The sequence below is a fragment of the Rhizobium sp. 2YAF20 genome, from assembly GCF_052114685.1.
Classification (GTDB): domain Bacteria; phylum Pseudomonadota; class Alphaproteobacteria; order Rhizobiales; family Rhizobiaceae; genus Rhizobium.
Map to the genome: position 1 here is coordinate 1 of NZ_JBFRFF010000028.1, position 26,384 is coordinate 26,384.

The following is a 26,384-nucleotide window of genomic DNA, read 5'->3' on the forward strand; positions in this document are numbered from 1 at the left end:
TTTGGCTTGCTTCATAGAGCTCGGCGAAAGCGGTGGAAGCCGGTCCGTCGATTTCTCGAGCCAGGACCTCCAGAAGGGCAAAGCAATCGTCGACCGCACGATGACCCTCATGAAAATATCCTGCTTGCCCGAGCAGATATCCGAGCTTGGTGCCTTCATATCCCCGCAACGACCAGTCGATCTCAGAGTTGGAGCAAGCCCAGGCCTTACCGGAAAACAGGTGAGAAAATGCCTCGCAGAATGGCCGGTCGAAACCGGCATTGTGGGCGATCAGCAGATCAGCCGGTTCAATCAGCGCCTGCAACGCAGCCATATCGATTGACTGCCCGGCCACCATATCATCTGTGATCCCGGTGAGCTTGGTGATTTCGGGGGGAATGGTAACGCTTGGCTGCTGAAGTCCACTATAGATGCCGGTCACGTCACCGATGCTTCCTGTCGCATCGAAGGTGAAAGCGATCACGCCAATCTCGATGATCTCATCCTTGCGAGCGTTGAGGCCCGTGGTCTCGGTGTCGAGAATGATGCCCTTGAGGGGGTACGCTGGTCGGGCAGATGGTACGATTGCGCGCGGCATAAGTTTCTGCAGGATCCGATATCGACCCGTTTCCGACAGATGTCGGACCATATCCTCTTCACTCATGGAGATGGCATGTTTGTCGGGTTTGGCGGATTTGGAGGGGCCACGCGCAACCACCTGGTTCCGTGGAGCCTGCTCCGAAAACATGTCAAACTGTTCTGCCATTCCTGTTGTCAAAGCCCCGCCGCCAATTTGCCTACTTCAAAACACGGCACGATCGGCAGATCAACCTTGTTGGTGAGGAGGCGATTTCAGCCAACCTGGCGAGCAAGTTTTGCAATCGCTCAATTTCACGCAGTCACAGCTCTTGGGTCGTTGCGCAGAAGCGTCCAGAAAGGAAGGGCATACCAGCTGTAGCGAAAATCGCCGATCAGCAGTCCGAAAGATAGATGGGGTATCCTACGCGCTTACGTTGGAAGTACTGTAAGCGGGTATCAGCGTCGTAGGGACCGTTTCCGCGTCAATCTCACCAAGTCCGCCGGCCTGGAAGGGCCATCCCCTACCACTGGTTCGCTCAGATCTTTGATCCGTGTCGGGAGCGTTCTGCAATGCTGGAAAGATCGACTTTCTTGCCGGCAACATCCGCGACGATTTTCAAAGTGCCGCCGAGGGATTCGACATAGTCGCGAAGCGTTGAAAGTTTCATATCGGCGCGCTTCTCGAGTCTCGAGACATTGGTCTGCTTAAAACCGGTCCCGGCAGAAACGTCTTCTTGCGTCCGCCCAGCGAGCGTCCGCAATTCACGCAGATTGTGCGCAGTCACAAGCTCCTCAGTGCGCTTGACAACTGCGCGCTGTTCTTCGTCGGGGAGCGACTGTATCAGCTTATCGAGATCATCCATGTTTCTTCTCCAACTTGCCCAAACGCTCATCGTATCGTCTGTCCGCCAGGTCGATCAGCCGCTTGTAGAACAGCTTCTGGCTCATGCCACTTTGCGCACCTCCGCAGAGGACGACGGCCTTTCGTTCCGGATCGAAGGCAAAGGCGAACCGCCATTGAACCTTCAACACCTTGATGCGCAGTTCCTTCATGTTCGCGTGTTTGGAACCTTCGAGTGTGCCGACCTCAGGTCGTCCCAGTCGAAACCCCTTTTCGCGAAGCAGCACAAGCTGTGCGAGCAATTCCACCCGGACATCGCCTGGAGATCTGTGATCTCGCCCTTGAATCGGTCATGAAACTCGACCTTCCATTCCGGCATTTCATATCCTGAATGATATAGATACTTCAGGATATATACGGCGCGTACTCATGTAATGCAATGGTGGCGTTGATCCAACGCGTAAACAAAGGAACCTTTTCTCACCCATTCCTTATCTGTACAAACGCCACTAAAAGCAGGTCGAAAATCAATGACGAAAGCGATAAAGGCCAGTCCCCCTCCCCTCGCCCAAAGACTGATCGGATACGCCCGGGTTTCGACCGACGATCAGCTCAATGACGCGCAGGGTGGACGAATTGCTGACAGCCGGCTGCCACCGCATTCATCAGGAGCACGGATCAGGCGCGTCACGCGCAAGACTGGTCCTTACCAAGCTGCTGAAAGATCTCAGCGCCGGCGACGTGCTCGTCGTCGTTCGTTTGGATCGCCTTGCCCGATCGGTCAGCCATCTGCTCGACGTCATCGAAGATCTCGAGAAACGGGGCATCCACTTTAGGTCCCTGCGCGATCCAATCGACACATCCACGCCGCAGGGCATGTTTTCCTTGCAGGTGCTCGGCGCCGTGGCCCAGCTTGAACGTGCGCTCATCGCGGAGCGAACCAAGTCCGGCATGCAAGCTGCCAAGGCGCGCGGCAGACTTGCCGGCAATCCTGGGCTTCGGGAGCGCCGGCCTGAGGCGGCGCGGGCGGTCTCGGCCGCTCGTGGCCGCGCCTATCTGGACGAACTGATTGTGTCGGCTCAGGCATGGCTGCCGACCGTGCGGCAGTTGCGCCCACAGCATAGTTGGGACGATGTCGTCCGGATCCTCAATCGGAAAGGTCATGGCTGGACTGTCGAACGACTGCGTCGTGCAGTCCACCGTATGGTGAGCCAGAAACTCGCCGAGCCGGAATTGCTTGCTCGCTCTCCTCGGCGGCCACCGGAGGATCATCTGATGCGGCTGGTCAAGTTGCGTACGGAATGAATCCGTACCATACCAACACTTATGCAGGAGAAATGTAATGGCCCGTCCACTGACCGAAACCAGATCGTATCGAGCTTAGGATCCCGCCGGAGGAGAAAGCGGTAATTGCACGTGCCGCTGCACTCGAACACCTCAATGTAGCGGGTTTTATCCTCCGCACGGTGCTGCCAAAGGCACGTGAACTCGTCGAAAAGGCCGAATATCTGAAACTTTCAGTGCCAAACGACAGCTGTCCACGTGGTCTCGGCGCCCCATGATGAAACTCATCCCCTCGTCCGGGCGGATGCGGGAAGACGGCATCACGATCCGAGAATTACATCAGCATGCAACGCGGCTGAACGTTCCGGATCGCAACACCGTCTACAACAAGGCCGGTGCGAAACGACACTGGAAGCGACTACTGTCATTTTTTTGCCGAGACCCTGAAATCTCAAATATAAGATTCAGCATGGGGGGCTCAAACGTGGTCGCCGTGGACGGGGCGCAACCGTCGGCTCAAGAGCGATCGACGTTGCCAACGCTGCTCGTCACATTCGGCGCCGATGCGCGATCAGATAGCGCCGCTGCCGAAGCCGTGAAGGCCACCCACAAGCCACAGGATAATCAAAATGACCAGAACTAGACCAAGAATGCCACCGAGACCGCGGCCTCCATATCTGCCGTGTGCGTAATAACCGCCGCCACCGCCAAACAGCAAAATCAAAATTACAATTATCAGGATCGTTCCCACAGGCTTGTCTTTCGTTCGTGGCTGAGGAACCCTGGTCATCTCCATCACGCTTGGCTGCGCGGTGCGTTGCCCTTGTCGTACCCCAACGATGAGTAATGTGCGGCCGTGGGTTTCGTTCCATTCAGGCACCCAGGCAAAAAGCGGCTTTGATCGATTTCCGTACTTTTCAGGGCGATCCGTGATAGGTTCCAAGAACCAAAAGAAATACTGCAGCTCGACCCAGCAATGTATTAGCCGGGGAAGGCTTTCGCTCCGCGAGCCTCCGGTCCCCCAAGGGACACTATTCATGACAATTGCCGCATCTCCTCCGCCAAATGGCGTGATGAGCCTTGGCCTTGCAATCGTCGCCTCGTCCAGCGCGCCGCTGTTGCTGTTGGATGGCACCTTAATGGTGATCGCCGGCAGTGCCTCGTTCTGCCGCGAGTTCCAGATTGATCCGGCATTGGTTTCAAATCGCCCATTGGCCGCGCTCGGTCATGGAGAATGGAACGTGCGGCAATTGTCATCGTTGCTGGAAGCCACGGCGTCTGGAAGTGCGGCCATCCACGCTTACGAAATGGACCTGAAGCGCGAGGGCAAAGGCTGTCGACGGTTGGTCCTGAACGCCCAGAAACTCGACTACGATGACACCGACGGCGTCCGCGTGCTCCTTTCCATCGCCGACGTTACCGATGCCCGCCTTGCCGAAAGGCTGAAAAACGACCTGCTGCGCGAAAAGGAAATCCTGCTGCAGGAGGTCCAGCATCGTGTCGCCAACAGCCTGCAGATCATTGCAAGCATCCTGTTGCAGAGTGCCCGCAAGGTCCAGTCGGAAGAGAGCCGCTCGCATTTACAGCTTGCCCATGGCCGCGTGATGTCCATTGCCGCCGTTCAGCGCCAGCTTGCGACGTCAAGTCAGGGGGATGTGCAACTGCGTCCCTATTTCATAGAGCTTTGTAAAAGCCTCGGGGCTTCGATGATCCTCGACCCGGAAGAAATCTGCATCGAAGTGAACGTCGACGACAGTAGCGCCAAGGCCAATGTCTCGGTCAGCCTCGGCCTGATCGTAACGGAATTGGTCATCAACGCGCTGAAGCACGCCTTCCCCGCTCATCGAAGTGGCAAGATCATCGTTGACTACCATTCCGATCAGGCTGGATGGTCGCTATCGGTCAGCGATGATGGGGTCGGCATTCCCTCCGATCCGACACTTTCGAAGCCAGGCCTTGGCACCGGGATCGTTGATGCGATGGCAAGGCAGCTCGATGCCAAGTTCAGTCACGCCGATGCAAATCCCGGAACGAGAGCTGGCGTGATCCATGTCTGAACCAGAAGTTGCCGGACCGATGGCCGCCAATTAAGATCGGCGCCACCTCTGGCCACCAAACAATCGACACGAGTGCTCTGCCGTCATGTGTTTGCTCCTACGAAAACCGTATAAGACGAGACGCGTCGTCCGAGCGCGCTTCAATTTGTTGCCCGCCGCCATTGGGGCAAGTCGCGCACAGTGGCTCTGAGATAATGTCAGAAATCGCCGTAAACCTTTGCATGGTTCACGGGTTTCGTGTAGCACGCTGAGAGCCAAACAGGGGACGCGTTGGGGATATTTGAAATGCCACGATCACACGCAATGGCCCTTTGATGGCCGTTGTTCTTTTGGTCGAGGACGAAATGTTCATTCGTCAGGCCGCCGAGTGGGCTCTCGAGGATCTGGGACATACGCCGCTAGTTGCAGAGGACCTCAGCGGCGCACTTTTACACCTTTCCGCCACTCAGCATATCGATGCACTCTTCGTTGACATACGCCTCAACAAGCTGGCGTTGGGCGGATACGATGTCGCCAATCAAGCCATCGGCATCAGGCCGAACTTGCGGGTGCTCTATACGTCCGGTAGCACGCTCACCGATGATATGACCGACATGTTCGTCGCGGGTGGCCAGTTCATACAGAAGCCATATTCACCGGCGCAGCTGGAGTTCGCCGTGCGCAAGCTGCTCCATTAGTTTCGAGTGAACCTTTCAATTTGAAAGCGTCACGGCCCGTTTATCTTGAGTTAGGAATTTTCCATCTCTATTTCGAAGACGGAAACAGGCGAGGAGGCTCCGCTCGCTCGGGCTACTGGATTCGCCATCTCCAGCCTGACGGAAGAATCGATCGTCGATGCCGGCGCGCTGCAGAGCGCGATCTTCAACAGTGCCAACTTCTCGAGCATTGCCACCGATGCCAAGGGCGTGATCCAGATCTTCAACGTTGGCGCCGAGCGGATGCTCGGCTACTTGGCCGCCGAGGTGATGAACACCATCACGCCGGCCGATATCTCTGATCCCCAGGAACTGATCGCACGGGCTGAAGCCTTGAGCGCGGAACTTTCAACCGCTATCAACCCCGGTTTCGAAGCGCTGGTGTTCAAGGCCTCTCGCGGCATCGAGGACATCTACGAGCTGACCTATATCCGCAAGGACGGAACCCGGTTTCCCGCCGTGGTGTCGGTGACGGCGCTGCGCGACGCTCAAGACGCCATCATTGGCTACCTGCTGATCGGCACCGACAACACCGCGCGCAAGGAGGCTGAAGAGGCACTGCTGAAAGCCGGCGCGCTGCAAAGCGCGATCTTCAACAGCGCCAACTTCTCCAGCATCGCCACCGACGCCAAGGGCGTGATCCAGATCTTCAACGTCGGCGCCGAGCGCATGCTCGGCTACGCGGCAGGCGACGTCGTCAACACCATTACCCCGGCCGACATTTCCGATCCCCAAGAACTGGTCGTCCGGGCCCGTGCCCTGAGCGCGGAACTGGCGACCCCGATCGAGCCCGGTTTCGAAGCCCTGGTGTTCAAGGCCTCGCGCGGCATCGAGGACATCTACGAGCTGACCTATATCCGCAAGGACGGAACCCGTTTCCCGGCTGTCGTCTCGGTAACGGCGCTGCGCGATGCCGCCGGCGCCATCATTGGCTACCTGCTGATCGGCACCGACAACACTGCGCGAAAACTGGTCGAGGAAGAGCAGAAGAAGTCTGACCAGCGCCTGCGCGATCAGCAATTTTACACCCGCTCGCTGATCGAATCCAACATCGACGCCCTGATCACAACCGACCCCGCGGGCATCATCACCGACGTCAACAAACAGACAGAGGCGCTGACCGGTTCGACCCGCGACGAGCTGATCGGCGCGCCGTTCAAGGATTGCTTCACCGACCCCGAGCGCGCCGAGGCGGGGATCCGGCGCGTGCTCGCTGAAAAATCGCTCACCGATTACGAGCTGACAGTGCGACGGCGCGACGGCAAGCAGACCGTGGTCTCCTACAACGCCACCACCTTCTATGACCGAGGCCGTACGCTGCAGGGTGTCTTTGCGGCAGCGCGCGACGTCACCGAACGCAAGCGGGTTGAGGCCGAGTTGCAGCAGGCCAAGGCCGACGCCGAGAGCGCCAGCCGGACGAAGTCCGAATTCCTCGCCAGCATGAGCCATGAGATCCGCACGCCGATGAACGCGGTCATGGGCATCGCCGACCTGCTGGCCAAGACTTCGCTCACGCCCGAGCAGGACAAATACGTCCAGATCTTCCGCCGCTCAGGCGACAACCTTCTAAACCTGATCAACGACATCCTGGATCTGTCCAAGGTCGAGGCCTCGCAGCTCGACCTCGAGCAGACCGGCTTCTCGTTGAGCGACCACCTCGAGAAGGTGATAGAGATGGTGGCACCCAAGGCACAGGAAAAGGGGCTGGCCTTGGTCTGCGAGATCGCGGCGAACGTTTACAACGATCTGGTCGGCGATCCGACTCGCCTCCGTCAGGTGCTACTCAACCTGCTCGGCAACGCCATTAAGTTCACGGAGACTGGCAAGGTCTGCCTGAAGGTCGAAAGGGACCAAGATGGCACCGTCCCGACCGCTCTTCGGTTCTCGGTGTCGGACACCGGCATCGGCATCGCCGACGACAAGCTCGCGCGCGTCTTCGAGCGCTTCACCCAGGCCGATTCCTCCACGACGCGCCGGTTCGGCGGCTCAGGCCTCGGCCTGACGATCTCCAAGCGCCTGGTCGAGTTGATGGGCGGTCAGATCTGGGTGACCAGCACAATGGGGCGGGGTAGCGTCTTCGCTTTTTCCGTCCCGTTCGAGATCTGGGTCGCCGCCAAGCGGCCTGTCAGCGCGCCCGTCGGCGCCGGCCCAGAGGCTCCGTTGCCTACCCTGCGCATCCTCATGGCCGAGGATTCTCCGGACAACTGCATCATCGCCTTAGCGTACCTCGAAGATACGCCCTATTTCGTCGATGTCGCGGAGACTGGGCTAATCGCCTGCGAGATGTTCAGGGCCGGCCACTATGACCTGCTGCTGATGGATCGGCAGATGCCCGTCATGGACGGTCTAACCGCTACACGCACGATCCGAGCTTGGGAAAAAGCCAATGACCGTGCGCCAACCCCAATCATCGCCCTGACCGCGTCAGCTTTGAAGGGCGACCGAGAGGCTTGCTTGGCAGCGGGATGCACGGCCTATCTGACTAAACCTATCAAACAGGATGTCCTGCTGCAGGCGATCAAGGACTACTCCGCGAGCGCGTTGCACGTTCGGCAACACGATGACCTCCGGGAATCCTCTGTATCCCGGCAGCCAAGCGCCCGTCTCGCGGCCCGCGTCCCCGCCTACCTAGAGAGTTGTAGACAGGATGCCATCGCCATGGGCGACGCGCTGGACCGGGCTGACTTTGAGGCGGTGACGATCCTTGGCCACAATATGAGGGGATCGGGCGGGGCGTTCGGCTTCCAAGCCATCACCGATTTCGGCGCAGAGCTCGAGCAGGCGGCCGAAGACGCCGATATCGGCAAGTCCCGCCGTCTGGTGGGCGATCTGGCCATCTATCTGGAAAATCAACGCTAAAAGCCGTTCATCGTTGCCGGCTTCGGTGGCGTGGGGTGCTCGGCTCACCATGAGTTGGCCGCTGTCGATTTCTCTTTAATACGGCTTGCGTTTTGTTACGATCACCAAGCCTGGACCGATCGGCCCTCTCCTGAAATTGATGGCCGAAACATGCTCGGAACAAAAATATTGCCCAGAACGCAAGACCGGAAAGTCTGGGGCCGAATGAAAATGGCCGCAACGGCGGTCTCCCTCGCAACACCCGATATGGGCGACAATGTCAAAGTCGAACTCTGAGTTTCAGACATGACCAGTATGCACACCTACGATCTACGTCGTTTTAGGGAAGCGCAGGAAGGCGTCTATCAAACTGCGCTCGCGGAGCTGCGGAATGGAAAGAAGCTTTCACACTGGATGTGGTTCATGTTTCCGCAGGTCAGCGGGCTCGGCATCTCGCCGATGGCGTTGCGATATGCCATTGGATCCGAGGCGGAAGCCAGGGCTTATCTTTCTGACAACATTCTCTATTCCCGGCTCACTGAAATGACCCGCGCGATGCTTGACCTCAAGGGAGTGAACGCAAGGGATGTCCTTGGATATCCCGATGATGCCAAGTTCAGATCTTGCATGACGCTGTTTGCAGCCGTCTCCAACGATGCTGTGTTCAACCGCGCCCTGGAGCGCTTCTTCAAAGGCGAGGCCGACGAATTGACGCTCGAATTTCTGCGAGGATCGAACGCGTGAAGGCCTAGGCAGTGCATCAGAGCCCACCCCTGAAATCGCGCAACCCTAAGCATCAGCGCGCGACAACTTTGAGGAGCGACGTCCCTACGCCTACTGTTGGACGTAGTTCGATCTGATTGGCTCCAACCCTGGAACTATAGGTGGCGGCGAGGGTTTGATCGAAAGATCAACAACCCGAAAGGGTGCAAGCCATGACGACGATCAAAGCCAAAGCATCTCTTTCGCCAACCCAAGCGAGGCAAGGCGGACGCGGAATGCGCGTTTTCGTGATCCTGATTGCTGCTCTGGTTCTGGCTGCGATCGCTTGGGCAGGAGTCGAAATGCGGGGTCAGCATATCGAATCAACAGGCTCGATCGCCCAACCAAGCAAAATCGACAACAGCGCTCCGGCCAGCCAGCCGACGCAATCGGCACCGACGGACAGAAGCGAGAACAAGCAGCAAGACATCAAAAACACGCCTGCGCAGCCGGGCCCTGACGGCGTTCAGAATTAGGGTGGAACGGCCTATTCGAAGTCGGAAATCTCCCCATGGTGATAAGGGAGTTGCGGCGCGATGACAAACAAGCGCTACCTGTCTGCGATTGGCGGCTTATCTCCACGGCGCTTCCAAATCACTTTAGCATGATTGGACGAGCGCCAATTGCATATGCGCCCAGGGGGCTGAGCCCTTCCCCGGCTCAGCGCCAGCGGCCCCTCGCCTTCAACTACGAGGTCGAGAATACCACCATGACTAACGCAGCCCAGAAAAGGGCGGACATTTCAGCGGCCAACAAAAAACCAAATGCTCTTTCGCTCATAAAGTCCTCCTCAGGCAACCTCCATTGCCATGAGAAGACTATACGGGACCCCAAATCGTTTCGCTAGCCACTGCTCCTATCGAGTTGATGTTCCTTACACGATTTTCGTCGTTTCCGGTTGTTGCGACGGGACTTGAATGGCACGCGGAGCGCTTGTCGCCGGAAGATGGCAACGCCGCAGGGCCGGGATCCAGCGGTTTGAGCGGAGACTGGATGAAGCCCTCTGCCTGAGGACGGCGACCAAATGCCCTCTCTCTGTTGAATTCAACCAGGAAATGACCCGCATTTCCATCTCTGTTTGACCCACTGAATTGTAAGTATTCTTCGGGCGGCCGGCATAAACCGGACTTTAAACCGGGTGCATGCCAAATGGAAAGATGGGTGAAATTATAAGGGAACTCAACAAGCATGCCGCATAAGCCCAACGCCTCCCATCGACCGACGCAAGACAAACGGAGGCCAGCCGCGTTACTCTGATCTGGCGATCGAAACTACTCTGAAGCGGCCAACCGCGGCATCCCGCTTCAGGAAGCCATGCAGCAGTCGCTACATAAATCGGTGGCGCAGGCTGCAAGGTACTACAACAATGCAGAACGGAAGAACGGGCGGGCCGCAAAGCTGGTGATTTGACGGAACTGACCCTCAAATCGCACAGTTGGCGCAAAAGTTCTACGAGGGCAATTCAGATCGCCGTCATAGAACGCTGGAAACCTACGTGGTCTGTATCAACGCCAACCACTGTCATAACGATAGCCTGTTCCGTCAAAATCGCGATAACCGGAGTTGTCCTCGTAACGCGGACCACCGCTGTAACGGTAGCCCGAGTCACCATAGTCGCGATAACCGACATTACCTTCATAGCGCGGGCCGCGGCTGTAGCGATAATCTGCACCTTCATCATACCGCGGACGATCCCTATCCTCGATGAGAGCACCGGCAACCAGTCCGCCGATGAGCCCCGCCGCCAGCCCACCAACGATGGCAGCACCCCTGTCGCCGTGCCGGTGCTCGCGATAATCATGTGCGCTCGCGGAGCCATAGGAAGTGAAGATGCTGCCGGTCGCGACCAGTGTGGCAAGTGTCGAGAGAATGATCTTTTTCATCGGCTACTCCATCAGAGCCTGTGTTGGGAGGTAAGGCTCTTTCTGGTTACTTGATGACATTGGCGCGCTGAACAGGCTGTGAATGTTGCGTTTCGCTGCCGTTCATCGACCGTTGGAGTTAAGGCCCCACGCCATCGGTCGCGGTAGAAATCAATCCAGTCATCGACCTTGGGTTAAAGATGGCGTTCCGAACGACCGACGCGGCGAGCCTTTAGCGCACAGCAACGTGAACGACGCGCGACGCGCCAGCCGACGCAGCCCAGGCATCAACAATCTTCCTTGCAATTGCGGAATTATACTCCATCAATGCAAGGATGATTGAACGTCGAATATCTACAAAAACTGACTGAGTTGATCGATTCGAGGCCCGCCGTTGCGCTCATTGGCCCGCGTCAGGTCGGCAAGACTACGCTGGCTCTCGCCATAGCCGAACAGCGCCCATCAATCTATCTCGACCTGGAATCGGATGCCGACCGCGCCAAACTCACCGAGCCAGAACTATATCTCAGCCAGCATAGCGACAAGCTTGTTATCCTGGATGAGGTTCACCGGCTACCAAATCTTTTTCAGAATTTGCGTGGGCTTATCGATCGGAGTCGGCGAAATGGGAGGAAGGCTGGCCATTTCCTCCTGCTCGGGTCCGCATCCATCGATCTATTGAAATAGTCGGGTGAGACGCTGGCCGGTCGCATCGCCTACCTTGAAATGCGTCCGATCGACGGCCTGGAAGTGCCAGTTGATGATCTGAATACGCTATGGGTGCGAGGCGGCTTCCCGGATAGTTTCCTTGCTGAAAATGATCGTGCAAGCCAGCGCTGGCGGCAGGACTTCATACGAACCTATCTGGAACGAGACATTCCAATGCTTGGTCCTCGTATTCCTGCCGAGACATTGCGGCGTTTCTGGATCATGCTCGCACATCGTCAATCCGGACTTCTGAATGCCGCAGAATTCGCGCGTTCCCTCGGCGTCGATGGCAAGACGGTCGCCTCCTATCTCGATCTCCTGGTTGATCTACTCCTCGTGCGACGCCTTGAGCCTTGGCATGCGAATGTTGGCAAGCGCCTGGTCAAATCACCGCGGGTCTATGTTCGCGATAGCGGCATCATCCACACCCTTTTGGGACTGACCACTCAGGAGGACCTACTCGGACACCCGGGCGCCGGGGCAAGCTGGGAAGGGTTAGTGATCGAGACGTTGATTGCAGCAGCACCGCCCGGAACTCAGTGCAATTTTTACCGGACGTCGGCTGGTGCGGAGATCGACCTCCTTCTGACGCCCCCGGGTGAACGACCTTGGGCTATACAAATCAAGCGGAGCCTGACGCCGAAACTCGAGAAGGGCTTCTATCTTGCATGCGAAGATCTCGACCCAGCACGACGTATCGTCGTTTACCCTGGGCAGGAAACTTTCTCCCTAAAGCACGATGTCGAAGCAATGCCCCTAGCCTCGATAGGCAAAGCGCTGGTTGACCTTACCTAGTGAATGGATAGATGCATCGCCTGTAGAAGCCCGCTCCAGTATCTCTCTGGGCATCAATGCGGGAACAATGCGATAGCGCTGCCATTCAAACACTGGGGCAATCTCGACCGGCGGCCCCTGACGCCGCAATCGATCAACTTGATCCTGAAGGCTCGGGTCCGGCAAGCCGGTCTCGATCCGATGATGTTCTCGGCGCATGGCTTGCGTTCTGGCTATCTAACCGAGGCCGCCAACCGCGGCATTCCGCTCGCCGAAGCGATGCAGCAGTCGCTACACAAATCACTGACCCAGGCGGCAAGCTTTTGCAACAACGCCGAACGGAAGAACGCTCGGGCGGCGCAGCTGATGATCTGAGCGCGGTCACGCGTCATAGAAGGGGCAGCCGGTGAATTTGTCCACTGAAAGATGCATACTGCAAGGCAACATGATGGTGCCCAAAAGGTTGCTGGAATCGTTCGCCGTTGGAAACAATCCGACGGATTTCCAGGAATGTCCCGGATAGGCTTTCGGAACGATTTAGCCTTCAACGGTCAAGCGGCAAACAACGGGACTGTATAATGCCAAGACCCGATCTTCACCGCTAATAAACTGTCATATTCTTGTTCTGATCATTGGTTAGACGGGCGGGAAACTACAAAAAGGGGTTCTTAAATGACAGACGCGAAGACATTTGATTCGGCGGAGGGAATAGTCGACTTCGATGCGGGCGAAGGCGAAGCCGCGACCGTTGAGATGCACGACTACACCAAAAGCCTTGCCCAGGCCAAAGCGAAGTCCGTCAAACTGGTCGATGCAATTACCGGCGCGGTGCTCAAAAAGAAGGACGCTGTGCATTTCGACGATCTACGCCCGTCTCTTGCGGAGTTCATGCGCCAGAAGCACCCGGGAATCCGCTCCGACGACTATATCAGCCGAAAGGCGATGGACGATTATCGCGGCCAGTATATCGCCGAATTGCTGAGGGACGAGCGGGGCGAGCTTTCAAATCTCGAGGACGAGGTTGTCGAAAGTCTGAAGACGCATGACACCTTGGCCGAGAATATCGAAGAAGATTACGAGGATCATCGGTCAATCGGCGACCGAATGGCCGATATCGTTGCGTCATTCGGCGGCAGCTGGACCTTCATAATCTCGTTCTGCCTGTTCCTGACGGTATGGATGGGTATAAATCTAGCCTTAGGCGCGACAGCAGCTTTCGATGTCTATCCGTTCATTCTGTTGAATCTGATCCTTTCGACGATTGCGGCACTGCAGGCGCCAATCATCATGATGAGCCAACGGCGGCAGGAAGCAAAGGATCGATTGCGCGCACTCAACGACTACAAGGTCAACCTGAAAGCCGAACTGGAAATCCGCCACCTCCATGAAAAGGTTGATCATCTTCTCAATCGCCAATGGGAGCGATTGACTGAAATCCAGCAGATTCAAATCGAGATGATGCTGGAGCAGGCAAAGGCAGCGAGCCGCGCGCTGAAGGTCAGCAAGGCGTCGAAAGCGAAGGCCAATACGTTGAAGGGCACGCCTGGAGCCACCACCAAGCCGCCAATGCCAGAAAGCTCGACGGACTAGGTTATGTGGACAGTTGGGGTTGGTCGCGATAAGGGGACGCCTCGCGACGCCGCCCCCTCCCACACGACCGGGCATACGGGTACGAACCACGACGGTTCGATCAGATTACGCTTGGGCAGGGACATGGAGACTGGGGAGACCGGGAGACTCGAAGTACTGGTTGCGGAGGGCCTGTTGGACCGCAGGGTGTCCTGACATGCGCCTGAATCCCGGCTGCGAGAGCGATGCTCTCGTAGGGCCTCATACATAGAGACGGGCCATGGACGAGACTATCACATACGTCGGACTGGATGTTCACAAAGTGCGGAGTATGGAAGGCGCTGAAGAGAGCCGTATTGGCAATGCTGTGACGACACGCCTACCGGGCTGGGGCCAGCCCGAATAAGTTGCCACATGGCAACTCAGTTTACCGGGGCATTGGCCCAACAAAAGTTGCCACATGGCAACTGCCGACCGCGACCGCGGCCGAGTGCGCCTTTTGACCCCTTACAGGGTTCCCTCGCGCCTGCCTGCCGAGCGCGTCGGCTCGACCATGACCCGCCCGCCATTATCCACCAAGGGCGCTCGACGGCGACATTCGGAGGCTTGGACCGGTGGCAGCCAGTGACAAAGCCCGGGCCGTCCCGGCGCTATAGCCTACGTCGCTTGACGCAGGACACTCGAGCCTTGAATCTTGAATGAAGCAGACCTGGCTGGAAGCCGGGTGGTGTCGGGGCCATCACGCCACACACAACTGGCGAGGTGACGTGTCTGGACGCGGGTCGAGATCTCGATGCGGCGACGTCGCGCAGGTGTTGATCAGGCTCGTTCTTCTCGGGGACCGAAGAGTTCGGACCACGAAATTCTCTGGGCACGCTGTTGTCCGTTCGTTAACCCTTATTTTCTTGCCAAGTATTGCGACTCGGGGCACGTTCGCCTACGGAATATTCGTCCACTAGGGAGAATTATCGTAGTTATGGCGAAGGCTCGTAGTCAGCTCGCGGAACCACTCGCACCCAAACGCCTGATGACGGAGATTATTGCGGCCGATGGAGCCGCTCTGTCCGAGGAGTTGTTGGCAATGCGGCAGGCGCTCTTCCCGCCGGTGTCGCACAAGGCGCTACGCTCGTTCTCGTCAGTGGAATCGGCAAAGCTCATCGGTATCGCCGATGCCTATCTCCGCCAGCTTTCACTAAACGGCAAGGGCCCTCAACCGACGATAAGTCCCGGCGGCAGGCGGTCATACACGCTCGACCAGATCAATCAGATCCGCACCGTTCTCGACGAGAATTCCAAGGGGAAGCAGTATGTGCCTCGTCGACGTGGCGACGAACATTGCCAGGTAATGGCTGTGGTGAACTTCAAGGGCGGCAGTGGTAAAACAACGACCGCCGCTCACCTGGCGCAATATCTGGCCCTGCAGGGGTATCGCGTCCTGGCCGTCGATCTGGACCCGCAGGCCTCTCTTACCGCTCTGCACGGTTATCAGCCGGAATATGACATTGGACCGAACGAGACGATGTATGGTGCTGTCAGGTACGATGACAATCGCCGACCGTTGAGCGAGATCATTCGCAAAAGTTACATTTCCGGGCTGGACCTTGTCCCCGGCAACCTTGAGCTCATGGAGTACGAACACGATACGCCGCGAGCGCTTGCCGAACGCTCGATCGAGCCCTTCTTCGGACGCGTCGCTTCCGCCCTTGGTACCGTTTCCGATGACTACGACGTGATGGTACTCGACTGCCCGCCCCAGCTCGGCTTCCTGACCCTCGGAGCCCTTTGCGCGTCGACTGGCCTGTTGATCACAGCCCATCCGCAAATGCTCGACGTAATGTCGATGTGCCAGTTCCTGCTGATGGCGTCCGACCTTTTGAGTGTCGTCCAAGAGGCAGGCGGTGATCTCGATTATGATTTCATCCGCTACGTCGTGACGCGCTACGAGCCGTCTGACGGCCCACAGGCTCAGATGGTCGGCTTCATGCGCTCATTGTTTCGCGAGCGCGTTCTGACGAATGCCATGCTGAAGTCCACGGCGGTTTCCGATGCAGGTTTATCCAAACAGACCTTGTATGAAGTCGGACGAGAGAACTTCTCGAAAAACACCTACGATAGGGCGATTGAATCGCTCGATGCCGTCAACGGGGAAATTGAGGGTCTGATCAGGCAGGCCTGGGGCAGGGCGATATGAGCAGGAAGGAGACTCTCAAGGCAATGCTCACCAGGCGCGAGCATGAGTTGCCAGGTGGCAACTCTGAGCCCGATCACAATGAGCCGCAGGCTGAGATAGCACCGGAAAAAAGGCTTCAGCACATCCGCTCCGGTGCGGTTGGCGCTATGGGCCGTTCGCTTGGAAATATTGCGAGCGCGGCCGACCATGCGAAAGCGCTAGTCGCTGCCGGCTCGGCTGTCGTGGAGATTCCAGCCGACAAGATCGAAGGATCATTCGTCGCCGACCGTCTGCTAGATGATGGTGAGGACTTTCAGAGGCTAACCGATGCAATTCGGGAATCCGGACAAAAGAGTCCAATTCTGGTGCGCCCGCATCCTTTAAAGCCGGAAAGCTACCAGATCGCCTTCGGTCACCGTCGCGTTCGAGTTCTCGCATCGCTCGGGCGCCCGGTGAAGGCCGTCGTCCAGAACCTCACCGACGAAGAACTCGTGGTGATACAGGGTCAAGAGAATTCGGCCCGCTCGGACCTCAGTTATATCGAGCGCGGTCTTTTCGCCCTCGCTCTGGAGGCGCGCGGGTTTGATCGCCGCGTCATCATGTCCTCGCTTGGCATGGAAAAAACGCAGCTCTCCAAGCTCATGAGTGTCGCCCATTCGGTGCCACGTAGGGTAATTGAGGCAATTGGACCAGCGCCGAAAGCCGGGCGCCCGCGCTGGATCGCGCTGGCCGAGCGCCTCGCCCAGACAAAAAAGGCCTCGACACTAGATACCTTGCTGGAGAGCCGGGAATTTAAGGACACCGACACTGACAGCCGCTTTGGCCAGGTGATGGCGTTCTTATCGGCACAGCGGGCGAAGAATAAGCCGGAGGCAATCAACAGCGGGCAGGGCGTAAAGCTTGCCTCGCTCGAGCGAGCCGGCGCGAAAATAAATCTGGTGTTCGATGACAGGGCAGTTCCGGCGTTTGCAGACTACGTCGCCGCCAAGCTGGAGCAGTTACACCAATCCTATCTTGCGGATCGACAAGCCGAGCAAGGCTGAGCCGCAAGGGCTGTTCTAAACGTAAATGAAGAGAAGGACGACACCGCAAAAGAAAAAAGCCCCCGAACGTTGCCGTCACGGAAGCTTTCCTCAAAGTCTCGCAGCTTGAGAATCGCATTTCCGGGAATCGCTGTCAAGAGTCTTGGCGCCGTTTGGTGAGCAGATTTCTTTTGCCTTGAAGAAGGTGAAAGACAATGGACAGCGGACATATGACGACGCCCTTCGGGCGGCGGTCGATGACGCTTGGCATGCTCGCAACTCAGATGATGAGTCGCCAGATTGACCCTGCCAAGACGGTCGACAAATGGAAGATCTATCGCGCGCTTTGTGAAGCCAGGCCGTTGCTCGGCATCACCGACCGCGCGCTTGCCGTTCTGAACGCCTTGCTCAGCTTCTATCCGAAGAACGACCTTTCCGAGGAAAATGGATTGGTCGTCTTCCCATCGAACGCACAGCTTTCGCTACGCTCGCACGGTATGGCCGAACAGACGATCCGCCGCCATCTTGCCGGCCTGGTCAAGGCTGGCCTTGTTATCCGCAAGGATAGCCCCAACGGCAAGCGTTATGCCCGTCGCGGCAGGGAAGGGCAGTTACACGAGGCGTTCGGCTTTTCGCTTGCGCCACTGCTTGCGCGCGCCGACGAGATTGAACACTTAGCCGCCGAAGTGGTTGCCGGAAAGCTTCACGTTCAGCGGCTACGCGAGCGCATAAGCCTTTGCCGGCGCGATATCACAAAACTGATCGAGACTGCGATCGCCGAGCGCCTCAAAGGAGATTGGGAACGCATTTACGCCGGGTTTCGCAGCCTGATCGAGGGGCTTCCACGGAATCCGACCACCTCAGAGCTCGAAAATTTGCTCGATGACCTCGCCACTGCACGCGAAGATGTCGTCAACCGATTGGAAATGCAGCTGAAAACAATAAAACAAAGCGTCAATCCCTATCAAAATGAGCGTCACATTCAGAATTCAGATTCCGAATCTATATTTGAACTTGAACCAGCCTTCGAAACGACGCAGGGCGAGCCAATCGCGGACAAAGCCGAACCGGTCACCAAGACGATGACCATTGAGGCTGATATGTCCGTCGCACGGCGTCGACCCGGCGACAAGAGAGCCTCTGGCGACCGGCGGGGAGCAATAGCCGGAGAACGCGCTAACTTGAAATCCTTCCCGCTCGGTCTCGTTTTGCGGGCTTGCCCAGAGATTTCCGCCTATGGCCCCGGTGGGTGCATCGGCAACTGGCGCGATCTCATGTCGGCAGCCGTTGTCGTGCGAACCATGCTCGGAGTTAGTCCGTCGGCCTACCAGGAAGCGGCGGCTGTCATGGGGCCGGAGAACGCCGCAACGGTCGTGGCGTGCATTCTCGAAAGGGGAGAGCTCGTCAATTCAGCAGGCGGCTACCTGCGCGATTTGACGCGGCGAACCGAAAACGAAGAGTTCGCTGTCGGTCCGATGCTGATGTCCTTGGTTCGTGCCAATGGCCCAATCGGACGGAAGACGGGCTGATCTAGACTGTCTCGCACAGGCTGTTTTTCAGGCTTTCGAAGATGAGTTGCGCAGCTCTCCCGGTCCACTACTTTGACCGGAGACATCGCGTTGCTGCCGATATCGCGGCGACGTGCATCCGGCTGAGCCCAGGCAAATATGTAGCGTTTGGAATGGGTATCGGCAGAGGTCGCCCGGCGGAGCGAGGTTACCAAAGTATTCGCTCTTAAGAGCGGACGAATATCCTTGCAAACGCCGATCGCAAAAGGCTTGATCGGGTCGCCGTCTGCTTGAGGCAAAAGACCAGAAGGCCAATTGGATAGACCAGCAGCGCGTTGATGGTAGCGGCCATTTCAAGTTCGCCAAGGCCAGCGTTGATGGCGCCTCTGCTTGCAGTCCAGGGTTTGGTCATCTGTCGTACTCCTTGTTGTCCTCCGACAAGCAACTGAACGTGCAATTTTCATGACGGATGCGGCGTCGCCGTATGGCCAGGGCTGTCTGCAGCGACGAAGATTGAACGGTATTCCTGCTTCGCATATCCATTGCCGCCGCAATGACGACCTTGCCGAGTTGGAACGCGAGACGCCCGACATCGAAGTAGTGCTCGACGAGGACATCAACGACGACCTGCTGCGGTTGATCTTCACCGCCTGCCATCCGGTCCTTCCCGCCGAGCAACGCGCCGCCCTGGCTTTGCGCTTGCTAGGCGGGTTGACGACGCCCGAGATCGCCCGCGCGTTCCTGCTTCCGGAAGCCACCGTCGCCCAGCGCATCGTGCGCGCCAAGCGGACACTTCGCCATGCCGCCATACCGTTCGAGACGCCGCGTGGGGAGGAACGGCGAGAACGCCTCGCCGCCGTGCTGGAGGTCGTCTACCTGATCTTCAATGAGGGCTATTGTGCCGACGGTTGGATCAGACTGGCTGCGCCCCGATCTGTGTGGCGAGGCGCTACGCCTGGGTCGCACGCTGGCGGCGCTGATGCCAGAGGAGCCCGAGGTGCTGGGGCTCGTCGTATTGATGGAGCTACAAGCCTCGCGCTTCGCTGCCCGCATCGACAAGGCGGGTGATCCGATCTTGCTTCTGGATCAGGATCGAAGCCGTTGGGATTGGCCGCTCATTCGCCGCGGTCTCGACGGGTTGAACCCCGCGATGGTTCTGACATTAACGCCTGGTCCCTATCTGTTGCAGGCGATGATCGCCGCCTGCCACGCCCGCGCGGTGACAGCCGCCGACACCGACTGGATTGCCATCGCCGCCTATTATCACGCGCTCACCCTTCCCGCCCCCTCGCCTATCGTTGACGTCAACCGGGCGGTGGCGGTCGGCTTTGCGTTCGGGCCGACACAGGGCTTGGCAATTGCCGACGCCTTGAGAGATGAGCCGCGATCTGTTGGAAAAGTTGGGACGAAGCACGGAAGCCCGGGCGGAGTTCCGTCACGCCGCCGAATTGACCGGGAGCGCGCTCTGTTGCTTGCCCGCGCCAATTCTCCCACCCTGCAGTCCTGAGATTAAACCGAGAAGCCGGTGCGCCCTCTTGGCGCCTGGTTCGGAAAATCCTGTTGCGCCACGAATTTTGGCCCACGGACCTTCAGGCACGATTTCATAGTAACCGGGGCAAATTTCCGGGCACAATGCTGATGCCGGGGCATCTCGCATCCAACAGGAGACGAATACCGATCCGGGACCCGATCGGGGCCTTCGAAGCTGGTGTAGCGAGGCGCTTGACCTCAGTCCAAGATGTCTGGATCCACGACTTCTACTATGACTCCAGTCTCCCCAAACATTTCTCGTGCTTCGTCAAATGCCTCTTTCCACCTGGGTGAATCAGACATGTGGTCGGTTACCACCCGGACGATGCCACTCTGGATTATGAGACCAGCACATGTGGCACAGGGGTGGAGAGGGCTCACATACAGCGTGCAACCTTTCAAGGATTGTCCCGCTGAGACGATCGCGTTAGCCTCTGCATGTACAATTCGAAGAAGCTTCCGGCGCCGATCCTCATATAGCGTTGGATCGTCATTGCATCCACGAGGGAAACCATTCCAGCCTTTGGAGGCAACCGTCCCATCGGACCTTAATATGCAGGCTCCCACCTTTCGCGCCGGGTCTTTCGACATTGTCGCCGACAGGCGCGCTTCCCTTAGGCCGTATTGGTCCCACCGTTTTCCTTCCAAAGTTCGTCTCCTAAATGCGTTTCTGTTTTGATCATCCGCATCGCTGGATCTGTCAAAAGCGATCTGAGGGGCCGGTTAACCGCGGCTTACCACGAGATGGGGAAGCGGCGGAATGCGAGGCCCTGACGTGAACGAGCCAAGCCGATCTCCAAGATAAGTGAAGAACGCGACGCCCAGCTTTATGCACGTCTTCATCAGACCAAGCAGAACGTCGCGAGCGTGGCGGCCGTTTTCACTCATCGTGCCGCCGGAGATCTTGCGCTTGGTGACCCATGCTCGAATATCGTTTTCCGAGGCATTGGTGTGCAGTGGGGTATCCGGGTAATCCAGCACTTTCAACAATTCGGACTTACGGCGATGCAATCGTCGCAGCAACTTGTCCAACACCTCATAGCCAGTCACGAGAGTGAAGATCCGCTCGAAGCGACGTCCAAGGGCTCGCGCCAAATCAGGAGAGGGCTTCTCTTTCAATTGTTTTAAGATGCCATAGAAGCGCCAAATGAGATCGCGAACTGTCTTGACGGATTTCTCCTGCTTTCGTGTCGCCGGCATCAGCTTGTGGACCAACCGCTCGGCAGGAACCCAGCATCGAGCATGATTGCCAACACGGAATTGTCCGGCATCATCGGAAACGATGACCGTGTCGTCGAGCAGGCCATGATCCCGGATCGAGCCCCATAGGGCACCTTCACTGAGCGCGCGTAACAACGAGCGATCAAAGACATCAATTGGCAATGCCGCCAGATGTTCGAGCCATTCCATCTGCGATGGGAACACCTTGTTTGGATGAGCGGCAAGTTTTGCGATGATCTGCGCTTCGACGCCGCGCTCGCGCATGTAGCCAAGTGCGTCGTCGTTGATGACATAATCCTCGTAACCGGCTCTCAGCCGAGACAGGAAATTCAGTCGCGATTTCGCCCGACCCGTACGGAAGACAGAAAAGCGATTACCGCCAATATGAGTGGTGTAGGCCGCGTGCCGGGCATGCCTCGCACCGGTATCATCGACGGTCACGAACGGCGCCGACTGCAAGCCGGCCCGCAACACCGCCTGATCTTCGGCACAAAACACATCGAGACCAGCGGTGAGCAATCGGACGACCTGACGTTTGGAGATGTCGACGCCAATCCCTGCAAGGATCGATGTCAGCCGCTCGCAGGTCACCTGTCCCTGTGCGTGCATGATCAGGCAAAACTGCCGTAAGGTCGGGCCGAAGCCTGCCGATACCCCATCTGGCATCGGTGCAATGATCGTCTTTCCATCGGGCGTGACCCAGCGTTCTCGACGATATCGCACCACCTCGGCACAGAGCACGATGTCACGCACCAGGCAGGTCTCATATCCCTTGAAACGCGATCCCGGCGGCACCTCTATTTTGACGACAACCTCGCGGTCGAGCCTGTCGCGATCGCGTTTGGCACCGCGCGCTTTTCGCTTGTCGCCGCTTCGGCTGGGTCTATCTTGCTCGGTCGCCTTTTCCATGCCCGACGGCTTTATCGGCGGACGAGGCGGCAGCTTCTTCAGCCGGGCAATCTCGTCACGCAGCGTGCCATTCTCGACCTTCATGGCCTCATTGGCCAAACGCAGTGGGCCGTTGACTTCCACAAGCTGACTATTTTCCGCGCGCAACGCGTCCACTTCCGACCGCAACATGCGCACGTCGCCAACAAGACCGACGATCAGCGACCGTAGTTCAGCAAGCGGCATCGTTTCAAAAGAATCATCGCGGCCAGAGCTCATCAGCCCATTGAGTCAGAACTCGTCCGCCGTGGGAATCCCCCGCCCGGAAATTTGCCCCGGTTACGATTTCATAGCCAGATTGTCGAAATCTCAAGGCTTTGACATAGTTCATATTTCTGAGATTTAAGGAAGCTAACTCACCCTTGATTTCTGCCATTCCGTCCCCCACCCAGGAAAGGTCCTGCCCTATAAAATTCAGGCTATCAATCGCAACTTCGATCGTGGGCGTCATGCGGCAAGTTTAGCGTCGTTCCCGCGCGCCCGCAACAAAGCCATCAGCATCGGTCCGGGAGAAAATGCTCCTGCCTCGGCCTTTTGCGTCAGATCGCGAAGATAGCCGCCGGGCGAGCTAATTTGGGGTGCCCGCTCGAGAATACAGGCAATGACTGTCGCGGTATTTTCTTGTCCCATGACCTCACAGGCCCTTTGATAGGCGGCAGGACTGACGGCGAATGTCGATCGAACGACGTGTCCGGCAACAATCAGGTCTTTCCAGCTTAAAATCCCGCCCGCAGGCCCATACATCCTGATTTCCGGGCAGGCTTGCAGCACAAGGTCAAGCGGAAAGGAATTTGCCCGCGACAGGTTTCTGCGATTGATCGCGGGAGATGGGGCTTTGGCAACCGTCGCCATGTCGCGTTCAGATTCAGATATAGGATTAATATCTGAACTCTGTATATGCCCGCCAATATGGCTGTCAGTGCCGCTCTCATTCGATAAATTTATGTGCGTTTCGAGGCATTTAACGATGCGATCGCGAAAAGTGTCGAGCGTTTCGAGAAGAGTGGCAATTTCCTGTGTCAGAGGCGCCTTAGGAAGGCTGTGGGAAAGCGCGTCGAACTGAAGCTGCAGCTCCGCCCAGTCGCCCGCGATACCCTCGCTAAGCGCCGTCTCGATCAGCTTTGCGATGTCGCGTCGGCAAAGGGATATTTGCTCCTTCAGCTGTTTTGCCAGTTGTCTTGCGGTGATGGCCTCTGCGGCCAGACGTTGGATTTCGTCGGCGCGGGAAAGCAGGGGCGCAATGCTGAACCCAAAGGCGTCGCTGATGACCCCTCCCCTTCCCTTGCGCGCATATCGTTTGCCATTGGGACTGTCTTTGCGGAAAATCAGGCCGGCATCGATCAACGCTGCCAGATGGCGCCGCAACGTCGTATCGGCCATTCCGTGCGTCCGCAGGGACAATTGGCTGTTCGAAGGGAATACGACCAAGCCGTTCTCCTCGGAGAGCTCCGTCTTTGGGTAGAAGCTGAGCAGCGCGTTCAGCACGGCAAGCGACCGGTCGGAGATGCCGACGGCCTTCCTTGCTTCGCAAAGCGCACGAAACAGCTTCCACTTGTCGATTGATCGAACAGGCGCCTTCTCGCGGGTGCTCAGTTGGTTTGCGAGCATGCCAAGCGTCATCGGCCGCCGCCCAAAAGGCGTCGTTACACGTCCAAATTCCATCTCCATCACCTTTTTCAAGGCAAAAGAAATCAGCTCACCAAAAATGGTGCCCAATACGCTTGACAGTTTTTCGAGGAAGTGCGAATCTCAGATTGTCCAGATATGAGAAAGGCTTCCGCGACGGCAACGTTCGGAGGCTTTTTTCTTTTGCGGTTTAGTCTCCTGCTTTCTTCGATTTGTCGGATCGGTAAGCTTCAAAGAGCTCATCCAAACGGCTTGAGAGGAAGTCGCCGAACGCCGGTGCATCAGCTGTTTTCAGCGCCAAGGTGAACGACGTACCGCTGGCCTTGATGACGCCACGGATGGCCTCGCCGGTTTTCGGCTTCCACTCATATTCAGTGGGCTCGGCTTTCACCGGCCTACGGGTCAATTCGCTGACGACCATCTCGAAGCGCTGATCTGATTCGATCTTTTCGAAGGCTTCGGTGGCGACCAGCTTATAAAGTTTAGCGACGGCCTGCTCGGTCATCGACTGCGCCAATGCAATCCACTTGCGTCGTCCTATCCCGGGTGACGCGCCGATGGCCTTGACGATATCTGCCGGCACCGCCCTTGCGACAAAGATTAATTTGGAGAGCTCTGTCTTGTCCGTGGCAAGCGCCCGCATGATGACTGGGCGGTCAAAACCGCTTTTTTCGAGGTTGACAGCGAAGATTGCCCGCTCGATGTAGGAAAGGTTGCGCCGCGCGGAGTTTTCGATGCCTTGAGCGATGACCACATCGACATCGTCGAGCTTGCGAACGATCGCAAAGACCTTGCGGCCGAGTAGTTTGACGGCCTGTAGACGACGGTGCCCATAGGCTATCTGATACCGTCCTTCGGATATTGGATGATTGCGAACGAGAATGGGAACTTCCTGGCCGTTCTCGGCAATCGACTGCACGAGCTCGTCGTCCATGTCGAGCGTGACATCGCCGAGACGATCCCGGATGAACGAGACATCGACCAGATCCGGATCAAGTTCGACGATCCTTTCTCCGGAGAGCAGGGCCTCCTGCATCGCCTTCGTCTCTTCCTCCATCCGCCCGAGCGTCAACGCCATGGAGCGTACGGGGCCTGCCGGACCGCGCGCCGAAACATCGAAGTTGGCCGCGGCCAACTCCTGGGCAGTGTCGTTGAAGAGACCCTTTAGTCGGTCGCGTCTGCTCATGTGCGCCCCCACGCTTTATGGATGCTTGCCAGGACTTCGCCATTGGCCGCGTTCACGGATTCCAATGCCCGATCGTAGGTCGAACGCCTGACCTGCCCGCGCTCGATCTCGTAAAGGGTCTGTTTCGTCAGACCCGCATCGGCGATTGCCGTTGACTTCAGGATCGTCGCAGTCAGAACGTCGTCGCTAAACAGGCTTCGCAGCAGGGCGACGATCTGGGACTGCGGTGCGTCGAAGGGTTCATGGCGCGTAACTATGTATTTGATGAAGTCGTGCTGCAGGTCGCCGCCGGCTTTGCGCACGACCGATAGCAGATCCGACGTCATCAGCAGGAACTGCGACATTGACGCGACGTCGACCATCTGCGGATGAATGGTGATAAGCAGCGAGGTTGCCGCGCAGACCGCACCAAGCGTGAGATAGCCGAGCTGCGGTGGGCAGTCGATGACGACGATGTCGTAGTCATCCTCGACCTCGCCAATGGCCATGCCGACGCGCTTGAAAAACATCTCGCCGTTGGAGCGCTGACGATCGGAAAGCGCCCGTGGCGTTTCGTGCTCGAACTCCATCAGTTCCAGGTTGCCCGGCACGAGATCGAGACCGTCGAAATAGGTCTTGCGGATAATATCACGCAGCGGTTTGCGGCTCTCGTCATAGCGGATGGCGCCGTAAAGCGTATCACCTTCTTCCAGATCGAATTCCGGCTGCAAACCGAGCATCGACGACAGGGATGCCTGGGGGTCGAGATCGATTGCCAGGACACGGTATCCGCAAAGCGCCAGATATTCCGCAAGGTACAACGTCGTCGTCGTCTTTGCCGAGCCACCCTTAAAATTGGTCACAGCGATCGTCTGCAGCTTTTCGCCGGCGCGTCGCCGCGGAACGTAGTTGCCGGCGTCCTTCGGCTTAACCTTTGCCATATGCTGGCGAAGCTCGTTGATCTGACCAAGCGTATAGGAACGCCGTCCGCTTGTGGTCGTTTCCGGGGACGGTCCTTTGCCATCAAGTGAGAGCTGCCTTAAATAGCCGTCGGAGACGCCGACCATCTGAGCGGCCTCGCCTGACGTGAAAGTACGTAGCGCCTTTTGCGACAAAGGCGGGAAGAGTTTTTCCCGCAGAAGCTTGAGCTGCCGCGACAGCTGTGTCGCGTGTCGTTCAATTCTCACGTCCGTGGGTGATACGCCTAAGGTGTCCAAAACACTCATTCCTTTTCGATGCGCTTTTT

At 57.6% G+C, this 26,384-nt stretch carries 25 protein-coding genes and 4 pseudogenes; 17 read left to right on the forward strand and 12 right to left on the reverse strand.

Annotated features, from left to right (window positions below; translation table 11 throughout):
- From AB4Z52_RS25005 to AB4Z52_RS25015, 3 genes are all read right to left on the reverse strand, one after another.
- On the reverse strand, positions 1-745 hold a 745-nt coding region (locus AB4Z52_RS25005), incomplete at its 3' end, for a 3'-5' exonuclease (protein WP_442220601.1).
- A gap of 349 nt (positions 746-1,094) precedes the next feature.
- On the reverse strand, positions 1,095-1,421 hold the full coding sequence (locus tag AB4Z52_RS25010) for a helix-turn-helix domain-containing protein (protein ID WP_442220602.1): 327 nt from the start codon (positions 1,419-1,421) through the stop codon (positions 1,095-1,097).
- Complete coding sequence (locus AB4Z52_RS25015) at positions 1,414-1,707, reverse strand: type II toxin-antitoxin system RelE/ParE family toxin (protein WP_442220603.1); 294 nt, start codon at positions 1,705-1,707, stop codon at positions 1,414-1,416. The genes AB4Z52_RS25010 and AB4Z52_RS25015 overlap by 8 nt, the downstream gene beginning before the upstream one ends.
- Before the next feature lie 222 nt (positions 1,708-1,929).
- Here AB4Z52_RS25015 and AB4Z52_RS25020 point away from each other — a divergent pair.
- The 3 genes and pseudogenes from AB4Z52_RS25020 to AB4Z52_RS25030 all read left to right on the forward strand — a co-directional run.
- Positions 1,930-2,686: pseudogene (locus AB4Z52_RS25020) on the forward strand (recombinase family protein); the annotation flags it as partial.
- A gap of 86 nt (positions 2,687-2,772) precedes the next feature.
- The gene (locus AB4Z52_RS25025) at positions 2,773-2,961 is read left to right on the forward strand and encodes a type II toxin-antitoxin system TacA family antitoxin (protein WP_442220679.1); all 189 of its coding nucleotides are present in this window, start codon (positions 2,773-2,775) and stop codon (positions 2,959-2,961) included.
- Positions 2,961-3,326, forward strand: coding sequence for a hypothetical protein (locus AB4Z52_RS25030; protein ID WP_442220687.1), 366 nt, complete (start codon positions 2,961-2,963; stop codon positions 3,324-3,326). Before AB4Z52_RS25025 ends, AB4Z52_RS25030 begins: the two co-directional genes overlap by 1 nt.
- On the opposite strand, the gene AB4Z52_RS25035 is transcribed toward AB4Z52_RS25030, so the two are convergent.
- Positions 3,255-3,722: a DUF3309 family protein gene (locus AB4Z52_RS25035; RefSeq protein WP_442220604.1), complete on the reverse strand. Its 468-nt coding sequence runs from the start codon at positions 3,720-3,722 to the stop codon at positions 3,255-3,257. The two genes, AB4Z52_RS25030 and AB4Z52_RS25035, sit on opposite strands and share 72 nt — an antisense overlap.
- 4 nt (positions 3,723-3,726) lie before the next feature.
- Between AB4Z52_RS25035 and AB4Z52_RS25040 the strand changes: the two genes are divergently transcribed.
- The 6 genes and pseudogenes from AB4Z52_RS25040 to AB4Z52_RS25065 all read left to right on the forward strand — a co-directional run.
- On the forward strand, positions 3,727-4,740 hold the full coding sequence (locus AB4Z52_RS25040) for a sensor histidine kinase (protein ID WP_442220680.1): 1,014 nt from the start codon (positions 3,727-3,729) through the stop codon (positions 4,738-4,740).
- A gap of 314 nt (positions 4,741-5,054) precedes the next feature.
- Positions 5,055-5,417 (forward strand): response regulator, encoded by a 363-nt coding sequence (locus AB4Z52_RS25045; protein WP_442220605.1) that lies wholly within the window; start codon positions 5,055-5,057, stop codon positions 5,415-5,417.
- A 180-nt stretch (positions 5,418-5,597) separates the two neighbouring features.
- Positions 5,598-8,294: a PAS domain S-box protein gene (locus AB4Z52_RS25050; protein ID WP_442220681.1), complete on the forward strand. Its 2,697-nt coding sequence runs from the start codon at positions 5,598-5,600 to the stop codon at positions 8,292-8,294.
- A gap of 285 nt (positions 8,295-8,579) precedes the next feature.
- The gene (locus AB4Z52_RS25055; RefSeq protein WP_442220606.1) at positions 8,580-9,017 is read left to right on the forward strand and encodes a DUF1810 domain-containing protein; all 438 of its coding nucleotides are present in this window, start codon (positions 8,580-8,582) and stop codon (positions 9,015-9,017) included.
- A 266-nt stretch (positions 9,018-9,283) separates the two neighbouring features.
- Positions 9,284-9,511, forward strand: a complete 228-nt coding sequence (locus AB4Z52_RS25060) for a hypothetical protein (RefSeq protein ID WP_442220607.1) — start codon at positions 9,284-9,286, stop codon at positions 9,509-9,511.
- Positions 9,512-10,310: 799 nt separating this feature from the next.
- Positions 10,311-10,445: pseudogene (locus tag AB4Z52_RS25065) on the forward strand (integrase); the annotation flags it as partial.
- 95 nt (positions 10,446-10,540) lie between these two features.
- Here AB4Z52_RS25065 and AB4Z52_RS25070 read toward each other — a convergent pair.
- A complete protein-coding gene (locus tag AB4Z52_RS25070) occupies positions 10,541-10,918 on the reverse strand; it encodes a hypothetical protein (RefSeq protein WP_442220608.1) in 378 nt (125 codons plus the stop codon).
- Between the two features lie 314 nt (positions 10,919-11,232).
- Between AB4Z52_RS25070 and AB4Z52_RS25075 the strand changes: the two are divergent.
- The 6 genes and pseudogenes from AB4Z52_RS25075 to repC (AB4Z52_RS25100) all read left to right on the forward strand — a co-directional run bounded on the left by AB4Z52_RS25075 (position 11,233) and on the right by repC (AB4Z52_RS25100) (position 18,669).
- A pseudogene (locus tag AB4Z52_RS25075) lies at positions 11,233-12,400 on the forward strand (ATP-binding protein).
- 90 nt (positions 12,401-12,490) lie between these two features.
- Positions 12,491-12,754 (forward strand): annotated as a pseudogene (locus tag AB4Z52_RS25080) (tyrosine-type recombinase/integrase); the annotation flags it as partial.
- 297 nt (positions 12,755-13,051) lie between these two features.
- Positions 13,052-13,969, forward strand: a complete 918-nt coding sequence (locus AB4Z52_RS25085; protein ID WP_442220609.1) for a DUF1003 domain-containing protein — start codon at positions 13,052-13,054, stop codon at positions 13,967-13,969.
- Positions 13,970-14,924: 955 nt separating this feature from the next.
- On the forward strand, positions 14,925-16,139 hold the full coding sequence (gene repA / locus AB4Z52_RS25090; protein ID WP_442220610.1) for a plasmid partitioning protein RepA: 1,215 nt from the start codon (positions 14,925-14,927) through the stop codon (positions 16,137-16,139).
- Positions 16,136-17,161 carry a plasmid partitioning protein RepB gene (gene repB / locus AB4Z52_RS25095; RefSeq protein WP_442220611.1) on the forward strand — a complete coding sequence of 342 codons (1,026 nt, stop codon included), beginning with the start codon at positions 16,136-16,138 and terminating at the stop codon, positions 17,159-17,161. The genes repA (AB4Z52_RS25090) and repB (AB4Z52_RS25095) overlap by 4 nt, the downstream gene beginning before the upstream one ends.
- Positions 17,162-17,355: 194 nt before the next feature.
- Positions 17,356-18,669, forward strand: a complete 1,314-nt coding sequence (repC, locus tag AB4Z52_RS25100; protein ID WP_442220612.1) for a plasmid replication protein RepC — start codon at positions 17,356-17,358, stop codon at positions 18,667-18,669.
- Here the strand turns inward: repC (AB4Z52_RS25100) and AB4Z52_RS25105 are convergent.
- Positions 18,561-18,947 carry a ProQ/FINO family protein gene (locus AB4Z52_RS25105; RefSeq protein WP_442220613.1) on the reverse strand — a complete coding sequence of 129 codons (387 nt, stop codon included), beginning with the start codon at positions 18,945-18,947 and terminating at the stop codon, positions 18,561-18,563. The two genes, repC (AB4Z52_RS25100) and AB4Z52_RS25105, sit on opposite strands and share 109 nt — an antisense overlap.
- Positions 18,875-19,060, reverse strand: coding sequence for a hypothetical protein (locus AB4Z52_RS25110; protein ID WP_442220688.1), 186 nt, complete (start codon positions 19,058-19,060; stop codon positions 18,875-18,877). Before AB4Z52_RS25110 ends, AB4Z52_RS25105 begins: the two co-directional genes overlap by 73 nt.
- A gap of 101 nt (positions 19,061-19,161) precedes the next feature.
- On the opposite strand from AB4Z52_RS25110, the gene AB4Z52_RS25115 reads away from it, so the two are divergent.
- Both AB4Z52_RS25115 and AB4Z52_RS25120 read left to right on the forward strand, forming a co-directional pair.
- A complete protein-coding gene (locus AB4Z52_RS25115) occupies positions 19,162-19,716 on the forward strand; it encodes a sigma factor-like helix-turn-helix DNA-binding protein (RefSeq protein WP_442220614.1) in 555 nt (184 codons plus the stop codon).
- Entirely contained in the window at positions 19,616-20,155 is a 540-nt protein-coding gene (locus tag AB4Z52_RS25120; protein ID WP_442220682.1) for a DUF6596 domain-containing protein, read from the forward strand. The genes AB4Z52_RS25115 and AB4Z52_RS25120 overlap by 101 nt, the downstream gene beginning before the upstream one ends.
- 221 nt (positions 20,156-20,376) lie before the next feature.
- Here the strand turns inward: AB4Z52_RS25120 and AB4Z52_RS25125 are convergent, their stop codons facing one another.
- From AB4Z52_RS25125 to repA (AB4Z52_RS25145), 5 genes are all read right to left on the reverse strand, one after another.
- Complete coding sequence (locus AB4Z52_RS25125) at positions 20,377-20,826, reverse strand: deoxycytidylate deaminase (protein WP_442220615.1); 450 nt, start codon at positions 20,824-20,826, stop codon at positions 20,377-20,379.
- A 75-nt stretch (positions 20,827-20,901) separates the two neighbouring features.
- A complete protein-coding gene (locus AB4Z52_RS25130) occupies positions 20,902-22,566 on the reverse strand; it encodes an IS66 family transposase (RefSeq protein WP_442220616.1) in 1,665 nt (554 codons plus the stop codon).
- A gap of 228 nt (positions 22,567-22,794) precedes the next feature.
- On the reverse strand, positions 22,795-24,009 hold the full coding sequence (gene repC, locus AB4Z52_RS25135; protein WP_442220617.1) for a plasmid replication protein RepC: 1,215 nt from the start codon (positions 24,007-24,009) through the stop codon (positions 22,795-22,797).
- A 154-nt stretch (positions 24,010-24,163) separates the two neighbouring features.
- The gene (gene repB, locus AB4Z52_RS25140) at positions 24,164-25,159 is read right to left on the reverse strand and encodes a plasmid partitioning protein RepB (RefSeq protein ID WP_442220618.1); all 996 of its coding nucleotides are present in this window, start codon (positions 25,157-25,159) and stop codon (positions 24,164-24,166) included.
- A complete protein-coding gene (gene repA, locus AB4Z52_RS25145) occupies positions 25,156-26,355 on the reverse strand; it encodes a plasmid partitioning protein RepA (protein WP_442220683.1) in 1,200 nt (399 codons plus the stop codon). Before repA (AB4Z52_RS25145) ends, repB (AB4Z52_RS25140) begins: the two co-directional genes overlap by 4 nt.
- Between the last annotated feature and the right edge of the window lie 29 nt (positions 26,356-26,384).